14 protein-coding genes are annotated in these 17,800 nt (G+C 57.6%); 11 read left to right on the top strand and 3 right to left on the bottom strand.

Annotated features, from left to right (window positions below; all coding sequences use genetic code 11):
• Positions 1-14: 14 nt before the first annotated feature.
• The 3 genes from MQE22_RS03635 to lptF form a co-directional block, all read right to left on the bottom strand.
• A complete protein-coding gene (locus MQE22_RS03635; RefSeq protein ID WP_215871001.1) occupies positions 15-1,970 on the bottom strand; it encodes a dynamin family protein in 1,956 nt (651 codons plus the stop codon).
• Positions 1,971-2,058: 88 nt separating this feature from the next.
• Entirely contained in the window at positions 2,059-3,129 is a 1,071-nt protein-coding gene (gene lptG / locus MQE22_RS03630) for an LPS export ABC transporter permease LptG (protein ID WP_215871000.1), read from the bottom strand.
• Positions 3,126-4,268, bottom strand: a complete 1,143-nt coding sequence (gene lptF / locus MQE22_RS03625; protein ID WP_215870999.1) for an LPS export ABC transporter permease LptF — start codon at positions 4,266-4,268, stop codon at positions 3,126-3,128. The genes lptG and lptF overlap by 4 nt, the downstream gene beginning before the upstream one ends.
• 86 nt (positions 4,269-4,354) lie before the next feature.
• Between lptF and MQE22_RS03620 the strand changes: the two genes are divergently transcribed.
• The 11 genes from MQE22_RS03620 to MQE22_RS03570 all read left to right on the top strand — a co-directional run bounded on the left by MQE22_RS03620 (position 4,355) and on the right by MQE22_RS03570 (position 17,790).
• Positions 4,355-5,854, top strand: a complete 1,500-nt coding sequence (locus MQE22_RS03620) for a leucyl aminopeptidase (RefSeq protein ID WP_215870998.1) — start codon at positions 4,355-4,357, stop codon at positions 5,852-5,854.
• Between the two features lie 9 nt (positions 5,855-5,863).
• A complete protein-coding gene (locus tag MQE22_RS03615) occupies positions 5,864-6,295 on the top strand; it encodes a DNA polymerase III subunit chi (RefSeq protein WP_215870997.1) in 432 nt (143 codons plus the stop codon).
• Positions 6,296-6,307: 12 nt separating this feature from the next.
• Positions 6,308-7,261 (top strand): hypothetical protein, encoded by a 954-nt coding sequence (locus MQE22_RS03610; protein ID WP_215870996.1) that lies wholly within the window; start codon positions 6,308-6,310, stop codon positions 7,259-7,261.
• A gap of 9 nt (positions 7,262-7,270) precedes the next feature.
• Complete coding sequence (locus MQE22_RS03605) at positions 7,271-10,090, top strand: valine--tRNA ligase (RefSeq protein ID WP_215870995.1); 2,820 nt, start codon at positions 7,271-7,273, stop codon at positions 10,088-10,090.
• Between the two features lie 21 nt (positions 10,091-10,111).
• Positions 10,112-11,494, top strand: coding sequence for a Na+/H+ antiporter NhaA (nhaA, locus tag MQE22_RS03600; RefSeq protein WP_215870994.1), 1,383 nt, complete (start codon positions 10,112-10,114; stop codon positions 11,492-11,494).
• Complete coding sequence (gene nadC, locus MQE22_RS03595) at positions 11,481-12,308, top strand: carboxylating nicotinate-nucleotide diphosphorylase (protein WP_215870993.1); 828 nt, start codon at positions 11,481-11,483, stop codon at positions 12,306-12,308. Before nhaA ends, nadC begins: the two co-directional genes overlap by 14 nt.
• A gap of 71 nt (positions 12,309-12,379) precedes the next feature.
• Positions 12,380-12,670, top strand: a complete 291-nt coding sequence (locus tag MQE22_RS03590) for a high-potential iron-sulfur protein (RefSeq protein WP_215870992.1) — start codon at positions 12,380-12,382, stop codon at positions 12,668-12,670.
• 245 nt (positions 12,671-12,915) lie between these two features.
• Entirely contained in the window at positions 12,916-13,440 is a 525-nt protein-coding gene (locus MQE22_RS03585) for a DUF302 domain-containing protein (protein ID WP_215870991.1), read from the top strand.
• Between the two features lie 72 nt (positions 13,441-13,512).
• Positions 13,513-15,249, top strand: a complete 1,737-nt coding sequence (gene soxB, locus MQE22_RS03580) for a thiosulfohydrolase SoxB (RefSeq protein ID WP_215870990.1) — start codon at positions 13,513-13,515, stop codon at positions 15,247-15,249.
• A gap of 11 nt (positions 15,250-15,260) precedes the next feature.
• Positions 15,261-16,007, top strand: coding sequence for a hypothetical protein (locus MQE22_RS03575; RefSeq protein WP_215870989.1), 747 nt, complete (start codon positions 15,261-15,263; stop codon positions 16,005-16,007).
• Positions 15,976-17,790 (top strand): cytochrome c biogenesis protein ResB, encoded by a 1,815-nt coding sequence (locus tag MQE22_RS03570; protein ID WP_215870988.1) that lies wholly within the window; start codon positions 15,976-15,978, stop codon positions 17,788-17,790. Before MQE22_RS03575 ends, MQE22_RS03570 begins: the two co-directional genes overlap by 32 nt.
• Positions 17,791-17,800: the final 10 nt, after the last annotated feature.

Below are 17,800 nucleotides of genomic sequence, written 5' to 3'. Positions count from 1 at the left end.
AGTAGCATCCTGCGTCATGCCGCACCTGCCAGGTCTGGGATGGCTTGAAAATATCGATCCAGTTCGCTCTGTAGCGAGGTCAGTTCATCTATTTCGTAGTGAATCCGGGCCTCGCGCAGACGTAGATCTTCAATTCTCTGCTGAATACTCGCCGACGATTCAGCGATTGCGGTAAGCGCCGTCAATTTTTCCTGCGCCTGCGAACTGCAACGCTGCAGATGCGAATTCATCAGGTCAAAGGTTTCTTCCACCCACTCCAGAAGATCCTTGCGCGTTTCCAGAACAAAGGTACGAACCTGCTTCGCAAGATTGAAAAAGGCCTTGCGGACTACCATTCCCTGCGGATACGCAGCAATTTCCAGACGCTTGCCAAAGCGTTCGTAGTAATCTGACAGGGCAAGCAGTTCGGCCCTTCTCGGCAACAGAATATAAGGCAAGGTATCCAGTTTTGGTAGCGCGTAAATCTGCTCCAACGAACGATACGCATTCGTCATTTTCTCCGATAGCCGATTTGCCCGCGCCAAGGCCTCATCAAATCCGGCAATCGTATCCGCAAAGAACTTTCCAAAACTTTCGTAAATACCATACGTTGTCCACACCGCAAGCATATCGTGCTTGGCACGCTCGACAATTTCTTCCAGTCCATCCAGGGATAGTGACTCCAACAGTTTTTCCCTTTCCTGCGTATTCACATCGCGCTGCATCCGCAAAAATTGGTCTCGATCGACCGCTAGGTTGTCAATGATCTTTTTTTGCCTGTCAATCAGGGCAAGTACCTGTTCTCCCGCCTGCGCTTCCAACCGTCGCATGCTCTCCATGTCTGCCGCAACGGCTTGCAGCTGTTCCTCCAAAACGTAACGCTGATCAATGATCACGCGCTGCAGAATACCTTTGGTCGAGTTAGCGATCTCCTTGCGCTTCTCCGGGATAAGGATATTGGCAATGGCATTCTCCAGATCATCGATGCCGCTGGCCCGGACCCGCTCCTCTTGACTGCGCAAGCGTCCCAGCAGTGCCTCACGAGCAGAAATGGACACCACCTGTTCCCCATGGAGCTGTAGGCGCTGCGCCGCGGCATCACACTGCTCCCGAACCTTTTCCGCAAACGACGTATTTGGCTCTATCTCATCGACGAGGAGGTCACACTTATTGATCACCACCAGTTGTCGCCGGCGACTGTGAATGGACAGCGATTGTTCCCAGATTTGCAGGTCGCTTTGCGTCACTCCGGTATCCGCGCCCAAAACAAAAATCGATGCATCTGCGCCACGAGTTGCATCGAGGCCCATATCCGCCTCGCTGCCCAGCGAATTCAATCCGGGCGTATCAATGACAATCAAGCCCGCAGCCAATACGGGATGCGGCACACGCAACAGCGCATAGCGCCAGCGGGAAATTTTCACTCTGCCTTCGCCACAAGAAGGACAATGGGTAAGTTGTGGCCGCGCACTATCCAGTGGCGGGCAAAGTCCGAAGCGCCGCGCCTCCGCGAGAGGGACGCACTGCGTTTCCTGAATCTGGTGCAGCACTGCTTGCGTTTTTTCCATATCGGCAAGCGCCAGAGGCATGCGCCGCCATTGCTCTGGCACTTTCTTGAGATCTTGAATATTGTGATGCATGCTGCTTGCCTGCATCGGTAGGAAATCAATGCTGGCATCGCTTGCCGCACAGATTTCCACTGGACACATGGTGGTTTGCCCCACCCCAGAGGGGAGAAAGCGATATTGTTGGTCATAAAAAAACAAGGCATTGATCAGCTCGGATTTTCCCCGTGCAAACTCCCCGTAAAAAGAAAGAATAATCCGTTCTTCGCGAATTTCTCGCGCCAGCATTTCCAAGCGCAGCATGGTTCCGCTGGGAAGCAAATCAAGACGATGCGAAAAAGCAGATACCTGTTCGACCAACGCCGCCAACTCACCGCGCCAACCGGCAAACTCCTGCAAAGCACTGACGAGCGCTGACTCATTCACAGTACTGCTCCTAGATCAGGAATACTGTAGGGTAGTTTGCTGCAACAATAATGGCCAGAGCAAGCATGATACCCGTCGCCGCTTTCGTTCAGCCGTGACGTCTGAACAGAAACCAGGCCAGCGCCGCATAGAGCGCCATCGGTGAGAGTGTGGCAAGCGACGGCGGAATGCCGCCGGCAACGCTGATGAATCCCGACATCTGGGTCAGGAAATGAAATGAGATTCCCAGCGCCAGGCCCGCGGCAATCCAATAATACGCCCCTCCCGCCCGCGGATTGCGCACGACCATGGGCACCACCAGCAGAATCATGATCAGCCCCACCCAGGGGTAGGTGATTCGTTGCCAGAAGGCCAGGGCAAAGCGGTTCATAGCCAGTACACCACCCTGCAGATCGCGGTCGTTGCGCCACAGCGTCTGCAGGGTCATGGTGCGGGTGCGGTGGGCAAAACTGCGCAGGGTTTCCGGCTGCAACTGCACGGACCAATCCCGACGTGCCGCGCTAAGAACCTGCACAGACCGCTCTTCCAAGCGGTATTCCCGCACGCCCTGCAAGGTCCAGTGTCCATTCTGGTAGCTGGCAGCCTCGGCATCCACTTGTTTGTCGATACCCACCATGCCACTTTGCGGATAATAGATGCGAATCTGTCGCAGCTGCGTCCCGTTACCACCGACCAGCTGGATGCGGATGAGCGTCCGCCCCTGGCGCAGCCACAGACCACCATCTCCAAGCGCCTGAAAATTATGAGTTCCGGCATTGGCCCAAAGCAGCTCAGAAGACAGAGCGCTGTACGGCACGATCCACTGACCCAGGGCAAACATCAATATGGTTCCCAGCAGACCCACAACCAGTAGCGGCCGCTGCAAACGTGCGAGAGACCATCCGGCCATGCGTAAGGCCGTGATCTCGGAATGGCTGTTCAGCATACTGATCCAGATCAGCGCGCCGATGAGCAGGGCTAGTGGAATGACTGTGTACGCCGTCTCTGGCATCTGTAGGGCCACGTAGCGGAACAACAGGCCGGTACTCCAATGTCCATGTCCCGGCCCGGAGGCCTTGGCGATCAGTTGTGCGACAAAGACCATGGCAAGCAATATGATCAGGACCAGACCGCTGTAGAACAACATACCGCGGAACAACAGCGCATCGGCGCGCTTCATGATGCTACCCCACGCATCCAGGCCGGCAGTAAGGGTAAGTCGGCCTGCCGCCGGTAAAACAGATAGGTGGCAAGTCCAGCCAGCAGAATCCAGGTCCAGAACAGACCCGGGAAGGGAGGAATCTTTCCCTGGATCAAATTTTCCTTCAAGGCCACCAGGAGATTGTTCGCGCCAAGCAGGAGCAGGATCCCCAGCAAGACCCCCCCCGCCCGGCCAGGGTGGCGCGGCTCGGCATAGGCAAGAGGAACGGCCAGCAGCACCACGATGGGCAGGAACAATGGCCAGAAGATCCGCCATTCGAGTTCTGCCAGGGCATGGGCGTGTTGGTCCGGGCGCCCCAGCCGCGCAAACAGATCTGGCAAGGACAAGGCTGTCCAGGAAGTTGCGGAGCCCTCCGACCGCGGCGCTGCCAAATCGACGCGATATCGGGCAAAGCTCCAGATCTTGTAGCCTGCCTGCCCGGGTTGCCCCAGATATCGCCGGCCATCGATCAGCAGCAACGAGACGCCCCCGTGATGGTTGATTTGTATTTCACCAAAGGCGGCGGTCGCATAATCCGGCGCACCAACTTGCGACAGATCGATAAAGATTTCCTGGTAGCGGTCCTTGGCCCCGGCTCCCTGGCCGACGTAGATCACTCGACCGTCCGGGAGATGCGCAAAACTACCGGGATGAATCAAAGCCTGCGCGGCCGCCGCTGCCAGGCGTGCGCTCTCGTCCTGTAAACGCTGCTGCGAAGATGGCGCCCACCATAGGGCAAGGCCCGCCTCCAGTAGTACGAGGAGAAAAACGCTTGGCAGCAATCCCCAGAACAATTTCTGCAAGCCGATGCCGGCACCATGGATTGCCATCATCTCGTTGTGACGATAAAGGTTGGAAAAGACCAGATAGACAGCAAAGAAGAGCGCCAAAGGGAGAACGGTTACCAGGAGAGTAGGTACACTCAGACCCAGCAACTGCAAAACGACTTGCAGTGGCAACTGACCGGAGGCCACTTGTTGCAGGATCTGCGTCAACTGCCCAATGGCCAGCAAAGCCAAAACAACGACACAGGCAATCAGAAAATAACTCAGCACCGAGCGCAAAACATGCGCTGCGATCCGTTCGCGCGGCCAGAGGGATAGCCTGGATAAGGTCATGGTTGCCGCCGTGCCGTTGGCTTGCGGATGTTACCCTGGTGTACCCTATAGAGATTGATCAATCGTGTACCCGCCGGAGGCAAACCGTGGAAATTTCTTTGCAGCAGAACGTCACCCTATCGGAGCCTTGCGCTTGCCTGGTGCTTGCCTGTCACGAAAATGACCAGCTCGGAGCAAACGCCCAAAAAATCGATGAACAGAGCGACGGCTTTCTCAGTCGCTTCCTCGCCAGCGGCGATTTTACGGCGGAGCCGGGACAATGTCAGCTGCTTTATGGCGTACCTAATGTTGGTGCCGAGCGCGTCCTGCTGGTCGGTGTTGGTGGCGGCGAAAAACTGGCCGAAGGAAAATTACAGAAGGCTGCCCGCAGCCTGGGGCAAGTGGTCGCCCGTGCGCAACTGACGGAGTTGTGTCTCGCGCTGGGGGATGTCGCCGTCGCGCGTCGCAGTCCTGCCGCGGCAATGGAACTCTGGCTGCGCGGTATTCTCGATGCCCAGTATCGCTTCGATCAGCACAAGGAACCGGCGAGACATCCTCGTCGCAATCTGGAAAACATCCGCGTTCTGGTCGCGGGGAAATTGGACGCCGAGGCCGAGAGGGAAATGCAGCAGGCGCTGGCGGTAGCCCATGCGATTTCCCGCGCCAGTGATTGGGCGCGCGATCTGGCCAACCAGCCTGGCAACATCTGCACCCCAAGTTGGCTCGCGGAACAGGCACAAGAGATGGCAAGCAGCCGCGGCATCGAGGCGGAAATCCTGGGGCCAGCGGAGATGCAGGAGCTCGGCATGCATCTTCTGCTCGGGGTAGCCCAAGGCTCGCGTCAGGAACCGCGGCTGATCGTGTTGCACTACCGCGGTGGTGCCGAAGATGCCGCGCCCATCGTCCTCGTGGGCAAAGGGCTCACTTTTGATGCTGGCGGCATCTCCCTCAAGCCTGCCGACAAGATGGACGAGATGAAGTACGATATGTGTGGTGGCGCCGCTGCCCTGGCGGCCATCCAGGCGGCTGCAGACCTCAAACTGCCGCTCAATATCACGGTCATCGTGCCCGCATCGGAAAACCTGCCAGACGGACAGGCCACCAAGCCGGGTGATATCCATCGCAGCATGGCCGGCCTCACCGTGGAAATCATCAACACCGATGCCGAGGGGCGGCTGATTCTGGCAGATGCCCTCACCTATGCCAAGCGCTTCCATCCCGATGTCGTCATCGACATGGCCACCCTGACCGGGGCCTGTATCATTGCTCTCGGACACCAGACGGCGGCGGTGCTGGGCAATCACGAAGGTCTGGTGGCAGAATTGCTGCATGCCGGTCGCAGCAGCCAGGACCGCGCCTGGGAGTTGCCGCTCTTTGACGAATATCAAGAGCAGCTCAAGAGCCCCTTTGCCGACCTCAGCAACGTGGGAGGACGCCCGGCCGGTACCATCACCGCCGCCTGTTTCCTGTCGCGCTTTACCGAAGACTATCGTTGGGCACACCTGGATATTGCCGGAGTGGCTTGGCAGAGTGGCGAGCATAAGGGCGCAACCGGGCGTCCGGTGCCGTTGTTGGTGCATTTTTTGCGTCAGCGCGCGCTGGCGTAAGGCACCGCGATGACCGGCACCGCCAATTTCTACCAGCTTCCCGTGGTTCCGCTGACCCTGGTAGAAAGTCGGCGCGCGATCTGTCGGGTCATCGCCAAGGCTTGGCAGGTGCTGGGAAAAGTGGACGTACTGGCGGCAGATGCGGAGGTCCTTGGCGTTTATGACGATCTGCTCTGGACCTTTCACGCGGGCGTTTTCCTGCCCCATGGGCAGGCCGCCAATGAGCCGGTCTACCTCTTTGCCGACTCCCAGCAAGGGCGTAGCGACGCCCACGCCCTGGTCCTCCTGGAGTGGCCACGAGAGCTGCCGACACTTGACAGCACACGGCGTCTCATCGACTTTATTCCTGGCGCTGAGGAAGAGCGCGCTGCGGCGCGCGCGCGCTATCGGCAATGCAAACGGGCAGGGTTCAGTATCCAGTTGTTCCCACTGGAAGTGTGAGGGAGAAAATCCATGACCATACATGATCGTCGCGAGCCGGTACTGGAGGACGAAGAGCTCCCCGAGGGGACGGAACCGCTACTGTTGCAGGATCTGCTACGGGAGGGTTTGCCACCCCCCTTGTGGCGGCGAAGTACACAACACCCGGAACCGACCTTGCACGAGGAAATCCCCGCCCCGGCTTGGGAAAAGCCGACGGTGACGGAAGACGTGGCGGCCCCGCTGCCAACCGAACCCGATACTGCGCATCAGCAGACGGAGCTGGCGGAGAGCATGGAGGAGACGGAGCTGGCGAAAGCACTGGAGAAGATTCGCCATATGTCCTTCCGCTATCCTGCGCAACCCGCTCCAGAAAGCTCGGCGCCGGAGCCGGTGGCGGAGTTTGCGGTTGAGGCGGCTGAGTCATCGCTGGAAACGACGGTTCCCCCCAGCGCAGAGATCCCTCCTCCTCCCGCCGCGGACACCGGATCGTTTGCGGCTCCTCCTGACGATATAGCCGCCATGGAGAATCACGATCTGAGTGCCGTTGCTCCAGTCCCGGCAAGCAGTGCGCACTACACCGAGCTTACCGGGGCTTCCGAGGTAAACAGCCAAACCGCAACGCCTCCCTCCGAAAAGACCGAGGCTGGCGTGGCAAAAAATTCCACGGCAACTCCAGGCCCATCGCTCTTCGATGGCGACTTCCTGCGTCAGTTCGAGACGCTCCTGTTTCAGGAGGTGGAGCGCCGGGTGGTGGCGGAGCTGGAAGAAAAGATCACCCAGCATCTGCAGAAGACCTGGAAGGAGCAGGTGAGTTTGGCGATCATGCGCAGCCTTGCCCTGGAGGGCATTCGTCTACGCGAGACGGTGGCGCAGGAAATTCACGGCGTACTGCCCGAAATTTTGCAGCGTGTTCTGCATGAAGGGCTGGATGAAGCCCTCACCCCGACCCTGGGCGAAGACGTCCATCCATCCACAGACTCCTGAGGAAGTTCCATGAGCGATTCCCTCGACCGCCCGTTTGCGCCGGCCGACATCGAAAGTGCCTGTTATCAACTCTGGGAGGAGCAGCAGGTGTTCCGCCCACGCGGCGATGGCGCCCCCTACTGCATCATGCTGCCGCCGCCCAATGTTACCGGCACCCTGCATATGGGTCATGCCTTTCAGGACACCCTGATGGACATCCTCATCCGCCGGGCACGGATGCAAGGGAAGCGCACGCTCTGGCAGCCCGGCACCGACCACGCCGGCATCGCCACCCAAATGCTGGTGGAACGCCGTCTGGAGGCGCAGGGGGAAAAGCGACATCAACTCGGACGCAGCGCCTTTCTGGAGAAGGTTTGGCAGTGGAAGGAAGAATCCGGCGGCAATATCAGCCGGCAGATGCGCCGCCTCGGCGCCTCCTGCGACTGGTCGCGGGAGCGCTTCACCCTGGACGAGGGACTCTCCCATGCCGTGACCGAGGTCTTCGTGCGGCTACACGAGGAGGGGCTGATCTATCGTGGCAAGCGCTTGGTCAATTGGGACCCGGTCTTGCAGACCGCGGTATCCGATCTCGAAGTCATCAGCAGCGAAGAGGCCGGTAAACTGTGGCACATCCGCTATTCTCTCAGTGACGGCTCCGGCAGCCTGGTGGTCGCCACCACCCGTCCCGAGACCCTGCTCGGCGATGTGGCGGTGGCCGTACACCCGGAAGATGAGCGCTATCGGGAGCTGATCGGCAAGACCCTGCGCCTGCCGATTACCGGGCGGGAAATCCCCATCATCGCCGACGACTATGTCGAGGCGGAGTTTGGCTCCGGCTGTGTCAAGATCACCCCAGCACACGATTTCAATGACTATCAGGTCGGCCAACGTCACCATCTGCCGCTCCTCAACATCTTCACGCCCGACGCCCGCATCCGGGAAGAGATCGAAGTGGTCACTGGTCACATCGATAACACGGCAATCCCCGCCGAGCTGCGTGGTCTCGACCGCTACGTCGCGCGCAAACGCCTTCTTGCCCTGCTCGCGGCAGAGGGAAGCCTGGTGCAGATCGAGGAGCACCGCCTCATGATTCCCCGCGGTGACCGCTCCCAGGCGGTCATCGAGCCCTATCTGACCGATCAGTGGTATGTGCGCGTCGGACCCCTGGCCGAAGCGGCGACGGAGGTAGTGCGCGACGGCCGCATCCGCTTTGTGCCAGAAAACTGGTCCCGCACCTATTTCGACTGGATGGAGCGCATCGAAGACTGGTGCATTTCCCGGCAACTGTGGTGGGGGCACCAGATCCCTGCCTGGTACGGTCCGGACGGCAAGATCTTCGTCGCGCGTAGCGCCGAGGAAGCCCAGCGCAGCGCCGCCCAACACTATGGTATGCCGGTGCCCCTGGAACGCGATCCGGATGTGCTCGATACCTGGTTCAGCTCAGCCCTGTGGCCTTTCACCACCCTCGGCTGGCCCGAGCAAACGGCAGATCTGCAGGAATTCTATCCCACCTCGGTACTGGTGACTGGCTTCGACATCATCTTCTTCTGGGTCGCCCGCATGATCATGATGGGCCAGCACTTCACTGGACAGGTTCCCTTCCACGAAGTTTATGTCCATGGTCTGATCCTCGACGGTGAAGGGCAAAAGATGAGCAAGTCGAAGGGCAACGTCCTCGACCCCATCGACCTCATCGATGGCATCGACGCCGAAGCCCTGGTGGCCAAGCGCACCCAAGGGCTGATGCAACCGCAAATGGCCGACAAGATCGCCAAGACGACGCGCAAGGACTTCCCCGACGGTATCCCCGCCTTCGGTACCGATGCGCTGCGCTTCAGTTTTGCCAGCATCGCCACCCAGGGGCGTGATCTACGCTTCGATCTCAAACGCGTAGAAGGTAATCGCAACTTCTGCAACAAGATCTGGAACGCCACCCGCTTTGCCCTGCTGCAGGTTCCCGACGATGCCGATCTGCAGGGCGAACGCGAGTTGCTCGCACCGGAGCGCTGGATCATCGGTCGCCTGCAGGAGGCCGAGGCCAGCGTCAATGACGCCATCGAACAGTATCGGTTTGCCGATGCCGCGCATGTCCTCTACCAGTTCTTCTGGAATGACTACTGTGACTGGTACATCGAACTCAGCAAGACCGTCCTGCGGCCGGAATCGGGCTTTTCAACAGCCCAAATCCGTGGCAGCCGCTATACCTTGCTCGCGGTTCTCGAAGCCGCTCTACGTCTGGCTCATCCCTTCCTGCCCTTCCTGACGGAAACCCTCTGGCAACGGGTGGCAAAACGTCTGGGCAAGGAAGGAAACACGATCGCCCTGGCACCGTATCCAAAGGCAGACCTGCAGCGGGTAGATACGCAAGCCGATCAGGATCTCGACTGGCTAATGGGTTTCGTGGGGAGCCTACGCTCGATTCGTGGCGAGATGGATATCGCCCCCAGCCGCGAGCTACCGGTGCTTCTGCAAGCCGGCACGGACTGCGACCGTAAGCGTCTGCAGGACCTGCTGCCGTGGCTGCGGCAGCTGGCCCGTTGCACGGAGCCGCAGTGGCTGGCGCAGGGAACCGAGGCACCGCCGGCAGCCCTGCAATTGCTCGGCGACTTGCGGATTTATGTACCGTTGGCGGGCCTCATCGATGTCGATGCGGAATATCAACGCCTGAGCAAGGAGGAAGCCCGGCTCCGGGCAGAGCGGGAAAAGGTGCAAGGTCGCCTGGCGCAACCGAGCTTTCGGGAACGTGCACCCACCGAGGTGGTTGCCAAGGAAGAGTTGCGGGTGCAGGAAATCAGCGCCGCGCTGCAGGAGCTGGCGGAACAACGCCAGCGACTGGACGCCTTGCGCTAGAAGAGCGTCGGAATTTCGGCCATGCAGTCTGAGCGTCCTCAAAAAAGCTTCCCCCAGGAACGTCCGTACCCTCTGGAAATCCTCTTCGGCAAGGTGCTGACGCCTTTTGAGCAATTCCTTCGCCGCGCGACCGCCGGCGGCATAGTTCTTGTCGGCGTCACCGTACTGACCTTGATCCTCAGTAATTCCGCCCTGCATGATGCCTACCACCATTTCTGGCATCAGCATTTCAGTCTGCATTTTGGCGCTTGGAGCCTCGATCATGACCTGCAGGACTGGGTCAATGACGCACTGATGGCGGTTTTTTTCTTCGTAGTCGGCTTGGAGCTCAAGCGTGAATTGCTGGTGGGCGAACTGGCCAAAATCAGTGATGCCATCCTGCCCATCGTGGCGGCCGCTAGTGGCATGCTGGTTCCCGCCCTGCTCTACTCCCTTCTGAATGCCTCTGGCCCAGCCCATGCCGGTTGGGGTATCCCCATGGCGACGGATATCGCCTTTGCTATCGGCATTCTGGTGCTGCTGGCCTGGCGCGTGCCGCGCAATCTCATTATCTTCCTGACGGCCCTCGCCATTGCCGATGATCTGGGCGCGGTGCTCGTCATCGCCATATTCTATACCTCCCATATCGACGGCTGGGCGCTAGCCGTATCTGGGGGAATTTTCCTCGTTCTCCTGCTGCTCAACCAAGGGGGTATTCGCCGTCCCCTTCCCTACCTCTTGCTGGGAACTTTGCTTTGGTATTTTTTGCTGGTATCTGGCGTACACGCTTCGGTCGCTGGCATCCTGCTGGCAATGACCCTGCCAGCACGCGGCAAGGTGAGCCCTACGCAACTGCGCGATACCCTGCACGAGCAGGAGGAGAATCTGGGCCGGCTGCTGCGCGAGGAAGAGACCTTCGACCCCCTGATCAACCCCAAGCTCAGCCGACTCGCGGAAGAACTACGCCAGCAAAGCCGAGAAATGATTTCCCCGCAGCAACGCCTGGAGCACAATATCGGTCCCTGGGTAACCTTTGGGGTGCTACCCATCTTTGCCCTTGCCAATGCCGGGGTCGATTTTTCTCAAGTGAGCGGGGAAATGCTGTGGAGCACGGTGACTCTGGGCATCGTTCTTGGTTTGGTGCTGGGCAAATTCGTCGGCATCTCGCTTGTCAGTTGGCTCGCCGTGCGCCTGCGGATTGCTAAGCTCCCGCAAGGTGTTGCCTGGCGGCATCTGTTGGGAGCTGCCTGGCTGGCTGGTATCGGCTTCACGATGTCACTGTTCATCAGTCAGTTGGCCTTTACCCAGACAGAACTGCGGGAGGAGGCCAAGGTCGGAATTCTGGCGGCCTCGTTACTGGCAGGGATCATCGGTCTTCTCTGGCTATGGGTAGCGAGCACAAGGAGAGAAAATGCTTCCGGCTGACATCACAGAATCCGTACAGCGCGCTTTGGCGGAAGATCTGGGCAGCGGCGACTTGAGCGCGGCACTCGTCGATCCACGGCAAGAATTACAGGCGCGGGTCATCAGTCGGGAGGCTGGGGTGCTTTGTGGCCAGCCCTATTTCGAAGCAGTCTGCATCCAGCTCAGTGCCGATCTGCGGGTGAACTGGAATGTGTCGGAGGGGGCCGAAATTGTCCCGAATCAGCCGCTCTGCGACATCCATGGTCCCGCCGCCGCACTCCTCAGTGCTGAGCGTAGTGCCCTGAATTTTTTGCAACTATTGTCAGCCACAGCAACCCAGACCCGCGCCTTTGTGGAGCGTCTGCGGGGCAGCTCAACGCGTCTGCTGGATACTCGCAAAACGCTACCCGGCCTGCGTTTGGCACAAAAATATGCGGTGCGTGTGGGTGGCGGGTACAACCACCGCCTGGGACTCTTCGACGGCATCCTCATCAAAGAAAATCATCTGGCGGCCATCGGCGGTATTGCCCCGGCCATCGCCCGCGCGCGCGCCTTGGCACCGGTGCTCACCCGCATCGAAGTCGAGGTCGAGACCCTCGAGCAACTGGACGAGGCAGTCGCTGCCGGTGCCGACATGGTGCTTCTCGACAATTTTTCCGTACCCGCCCTGCGCGAAGCCGTGGCGCGCGTGGCTGGACGGATTCCCCTCGAGGCCTCGGGCAACATCTCCCTGGACACGGTGGCGGCTGTCGCCGCCACCGGTGTCGATTATCTGTCCGTGGGAAGCATCACCCGCAACGTGCAAAGCCTGGATCTTTCGCTGCGCTATCTTTAGCCGCCGGTATACAAGTTGCTGTCGACTTGGTTATAGTTTGAAAGCTTCCACCACAACAGGAGTAGCTAGCTATGAGTACGGAGACCCCCAAAATGAACCGCCGCGATTGGTTGCGCAAAAGTGCCTTGTTTGTTGGCGCGGCTACGGTCGCCCCACTGATCTTTACCAGCCCCGCTATGGCCGCCGACAAAATGGCCAAGGCGGCAGTGAACTATCGCGACAAGCCCAAAGGCTCGGAAATGTGCAGCAACTGTAAGCTATTCATTCCCGGTTCAACCCCAACTGCCATGGGTGAATGCAAGGCCGTGGCCGGCAAAATCGATCCCAAGGGCTGGTGCGACATCTACGTCCCCAAGGCCTGATCTGGTCGGGGCCGCCTCGCCGGCCCCCGTTGTTCCCTGAGCAATGCCTCAGTGTTCCATTCGGTCCATCCCAAAGCCCCCTCCAGCCGCGTGCTAGGCGTCATTCTCTTCCTCAAGTCCCGCAGAGTAGAAACACCCATCTGATTTTTATGAACTTTTTGTCTACGCGCTGATTCCGCCAGGAATTCCACTCCTTACGGCATACATATTGCTACAATGTTTATGTAACAATATTTGGAGTCTCTATGAAGCGAATCGCCGCAGCTGTTTCCGCACTTGGTTTCTTTACTGTTTTTTCCGTAGCGCAGGTCTGCGCTGCTCCACTCTATGTGGAGAAGGTCGATCTCCCCGTTCACAGCACAATGGCCGAAATCTACAGCAATCTCCATGCTGCCGGTTACAAGATTGTCCTCAAGCTCAACATTCTCAAGCTCATCGAAGGCCAACAGAAGACCCTCAAGATTCCCGACTTTGATGCCGTTCATTTTACCGACGTGCGCGCCATCGTGTTTTGCAATCCCTATGATTTCAGTAAGTTGCTCAACACCTATTGGCCGAGTGCTGCTGCCTGCCCCCTCAATCTGACGGTGTTTGGACGCGGACAGAACAGTTACATCGTCTATGGCGAGCGTAGCGCCTACGCCAGCGACTCCAGCGCCAACAAAAAGGTCACGGAGGCGGTCGACAAGGGTGTCATCAAGGCTCTGCAGCAGATCCCCATGTCCCGCGAATTGCACAAGATCCCGGGCTGGGTTGCACCCGCGGCGTGATGCGGACTGAGAAAACGCATTCGCTGACCTAACCCAGCGGTTTTGCCAAATACAGAAGAGGAGTTTTGCAAGATGAATATCAGCCGCAGAGATTTCATGGCCATCATGGGCATTGCCGGAGCGAGCGGTTTTCTCGCACCTTCGGCGTTGGCTTCGAGCTGGGGGAGCGGAAACGATCCCTACGACATTCCCAAGTACGGCAATGTCACCCTGCTCCATATCACCGACACCCATGGCCAGCTACTTCCCGTCTGGTGGCGCGAACCGGGCACCAATATCGGCACTCGCAAGCAGCATGAATGGGGAGTGACGCCCCATCTGGTGGGCAATCACAAACTGGACTACTACGGCATCAAGGCAGGGACTCCAGAAGGGTACGCGCTGTCGTGTCTGGACTTTGATGCCTTGGCCCATAAGTACGGGAAGATCGGCGGTTACTCCCATATCGCCACCCTGGTGAAGCGCTACCGCGAGCAGGTAGGTGCCGATCGCACCCTGCTCTTTGATGGCGGCGATGCCTGGCAGGGCTCGGCAACCAGCCTGTGGACGCGCGGCGAGGATATGGTCGGGGCGCAGAATTTACTGAAAGAAGACTATTTCGTTGGTCACTGGGAATTCACCTACGGTGCTGAACGAGTTGAGTATCTCTTAAAAAACAAACTCAAGGCCAAATTTCTCTCTCAGAATGTGTTCACCATTCCCTGGGATGAGCTGGTTTTTGACCCCTATGACATCCGTGAAGTCAATGGCGTAAAGGTGGCAGTAATCGGTCAATCATTCCCCTTCACACCGATCGCCAATCCTGCGTACTTCATTCCGAAATGGTCCTTCGGCATCCATCCTGAGCACATGCAGAAAATGGTCAATGAATGTCGAGAACAACACCACGCGGACGTTGTAGTGGTACTTTCTCACAATGGTGCTGATGTAGACAAAAAGATGGCTTCCCAGGTCAATGGGATCGATATCATTCTGGGTGGACATACTCATGAAATCATGGGACCAAAGCCGGTAATGGTCAACAAGACGATTGTCATCAATACCAGCACCAATGGTAAATTCCTGGCACGCTTTGACCTCGATGTCGGCAAGGGAAAACTGAAAGGTTGGCGCTTCCATTATTTACCCATTCTTTCGAACATGATTCCTGCAGACAAGGAAATGGACGAATATATCACCAAGGTCCGCGCACCCTATGCAAAGAAACTGGCGGAACCGATGGCGGTGAGCGAGAGCCTGCTCTACCGTCGCGACAATTTCAACGGCACCTTCGATCAGTTGATCTGTAATGCGCTGCGCGAAGAAATGGATTGCGAGGCCGCTTTCTCTCCGGGCTTCCGCTGGGGCTATACCAAGCTCCCAGGCGAAACCATCACCATGGAAGATGTCATGGGGCAAACCGCCATCACCTATCCGCAAGTGACCGTCACGGAATATACGGGAGCCGAACTGAAGAACGTCATGGAACAGGTGGCGGACAACCTTTTCAATCCCGATCCCTATTACATTCAGGGTGGCGATATGATTCGGGTGGGAAATATTCAATATACCTTTGATCCCTCGGAAACCATCAACAAGCGAATCTCCGATCTCCGTGTTGGCGGTAAGCTGGTGCACGCCAGCAAAAAATACAAAGTCGCTGGCTGGGCGGCTATGCAAAAGGTCGAGGGGACGCCGGTCTGGGATATTTTTGCGAAATGGCTGAAGGATCAGAAAACCGTCCGCGTCGACCATCGCGACCTGCCCGTGCTGACCAAAAATATGCGTGGAAATCCCGGTATTGCCTTTCCCAAGGAATATGAACTCTGAGGACATTCCCAATGAAACTCCTGCCCGATCTGCCTTTCATCGAAAAGCTGCTATATACGGGGTTCATCTTTCTGGTCGGCCTTGGCCTCCTGTCAGCGGAGGCCTATACCTACTTCGTGATCCACGGTGCAGATGGCAAGCCCGGCATTTCGATGCAGGATCTGGTCGTCCACTACTATGGCGACCGCAGCTCCAGCAAATTGCAGACCATGTTGCCAGCGATGATGTCCATGGCCCAGGTCCCCGCTGCGGAAAAACCGAAAATGCTGTCAGCGGTCAATCACTGGATCGCCAATGGCGAAAGTCGCACGGATTACGAAAAGAATGTGCGCCCATTGATCAACGCCTCGTGTCTGAAATGCCACAGCATTGGCATGCCGGACATTGGCACTTTCGATTTGCTGAAAAAACAGGCCAAGGTCGATATGGGCATGCCCTACTCTGCCATGCTGATGAATGGCATGATTCATTTGACCACCCTGGGCGTGATCTTCTGGATTGCTGGCTGGATCTTTGCACGCACACGAAGCCCTAAGGGGGTAAAAGTTTTTTTCATCGCCATTCCCTTCCTGGCATTTTTCATCGACTTTGCCGGCTGGTTCCTGACCAAACAAAGCCCGGATTTCGTCTGGTTGGTATTGCTCGGCGGCATTTTTTCCTGTCCCGTGGTTCTCATCGGGATGGCCGTCAGCCTCTACCAAATCTGGCTACTGAAGGGTTCCGATCATGGCGATCGAGCACAGCCCCTCGCTTCCTGAGCCACTCGCTCGACGCCATTGGAGCGCCAGCGCCCGCCTTATCTGGCAGGCGCTGGTTTCCATGCGTCTGGCGGTTCATCTGCTGCTCTTCGTTGCCATTGCCTCGATCATTGGTACCATTCTTGCGCAACAGGTGAGCTACCATCAGTACGTCGCACAATTTGGTCCCTTCTGGTATCGCGTCTTTTCCGACCTTGATCTGTACGATGTCTATCGCTGCGGTTGGTATATCGGTCTGGTCGCATTCCTGGTGTTGTCGACAGCATCCTGCATCACCCGCAATACGCCCAGCATGCTGCGCGATATGGCGCTTCCCAAGCGCCTATCCAGTCAGAAATTTCTGGCTAGCCGCGCGGAACAGGCAGAAATCAGTGTAGCGTCCGGCAGTGGCTCCCTTGCACAATGGGGAGGCATCTTGCGGGAAAGAGGATATCGCACCCATACCCTTGCAGGGCCGAATGGACAGCGAATCATCCTGGCGCAGAAAGGCAGATTCTATCGCCTCGGTTATATTTTTACTCATTTTGCCATCATTATGTTCTGTGCCGGTGCACTATATAATGCCAATTTACCCCTGAAAATACGGGAGTGGTTTGGCGCCATTTCGCCACTAAGCAATTTTGCATTACCGCTAGCGACAATTCCCCAAAAGGACTGGCTTCCTGCCAATGACAGCGCCTTCCGCGGCATCATCAGCATTCCCGTGGGACAGAGCGTGAACGCCATGTTTGAACTGATTGGTGATGGATTTCTGGTACAACGCCTCCCTTTTACCGTCCATCTCGATCATTTTACCATCACCCATTACCGCAATGGTATTGCCAAGAGCTTCATTTCCCGTATTTCTTTATACAACGCGCACGGAAAATTGCTACATACCGGCATCGCCTATCCTAATCACCCGCTGACCTACGACGGTGTCAGCATCTATCAAACTTCGTATAACGATAGCCGCTCGGTGCTACAATTTCAGAGTCATTCCCTGCTTGATCCTGAACTACCGGCGAACACCTTTGGTGTACGCGTTGGCCAGAAGCTGCGTGCCGGTTCCGGTAACTACGAGCTGGCAGTCGAGAAACTGAAAATCAACAATACCATTCCGCGCAAGGATCTGGGACTGGCAGAACGTCCAGGACACAGCATGATCAACGTGGGCCCCATCGTCCGTTACCAGGTGACCGACCGTAAGACGGGGGAAAGCTGGATCTACAAGAGTTATTTGCGGCCGCTGGAGCGACACGGGGAGCATTTCTTACTGCTTGCCTATCATCAGCAGGGTAATGGGATAGAACACTATCTGGCGATTCCCGAAGGAGCGCAGGGCGGAATCGGGTTATTCGTGCATTACCTGGGCGCTCTGGAAAATGCCGCCGCCCAGGGCGCGAACGCGAGTTCTACGGTTTTCCGGCAGACCCTACGACAGGTCGCGGAAGCACAGAATGTGCAACTGACGCCGCAGGAACGCTCCAATTTTCTGCGGGCCAGTCTGATCGCGTTGCGTGGCCTGCATGACTATCCCTTACCCTTTCTGGTCACCCTACATCATCTTCACTTGCAGTGGTCAGCAGGACTCGAGATGACGAAATACCCCGGAATGCAGATTGTCTATGGTGCGTGTTTTCTGCTGGTTGGCGGAATATTCATCCTCTTCTACGTGCCGCGTAAGCGTCTGTGGATTCGTCTGACGGCTGCCCATCAATTACGCGTCAGTGGCGACAGTTCGCGCAATCCGGAGGATTTTCACCAGGAATTCCTCGAAATCACCGAGGAGCTCCAATCCTAAATCACAGCAA

The sequence above is a fragment of the Acidithiobacillus sp. YTS05 genome (genome assembly GCF_024396695.1).
GTDB lineage: Bacteria > Pseudomonadota > Gammaproteobacteria > Acidithiobacillales > Acidithiobacillaceae > Igneacidithiobacillus > Igneacidithiobacillus copahuensis.
This window is presented reverse-complemented; position numbering and strand designations above follow the sequence as displayed.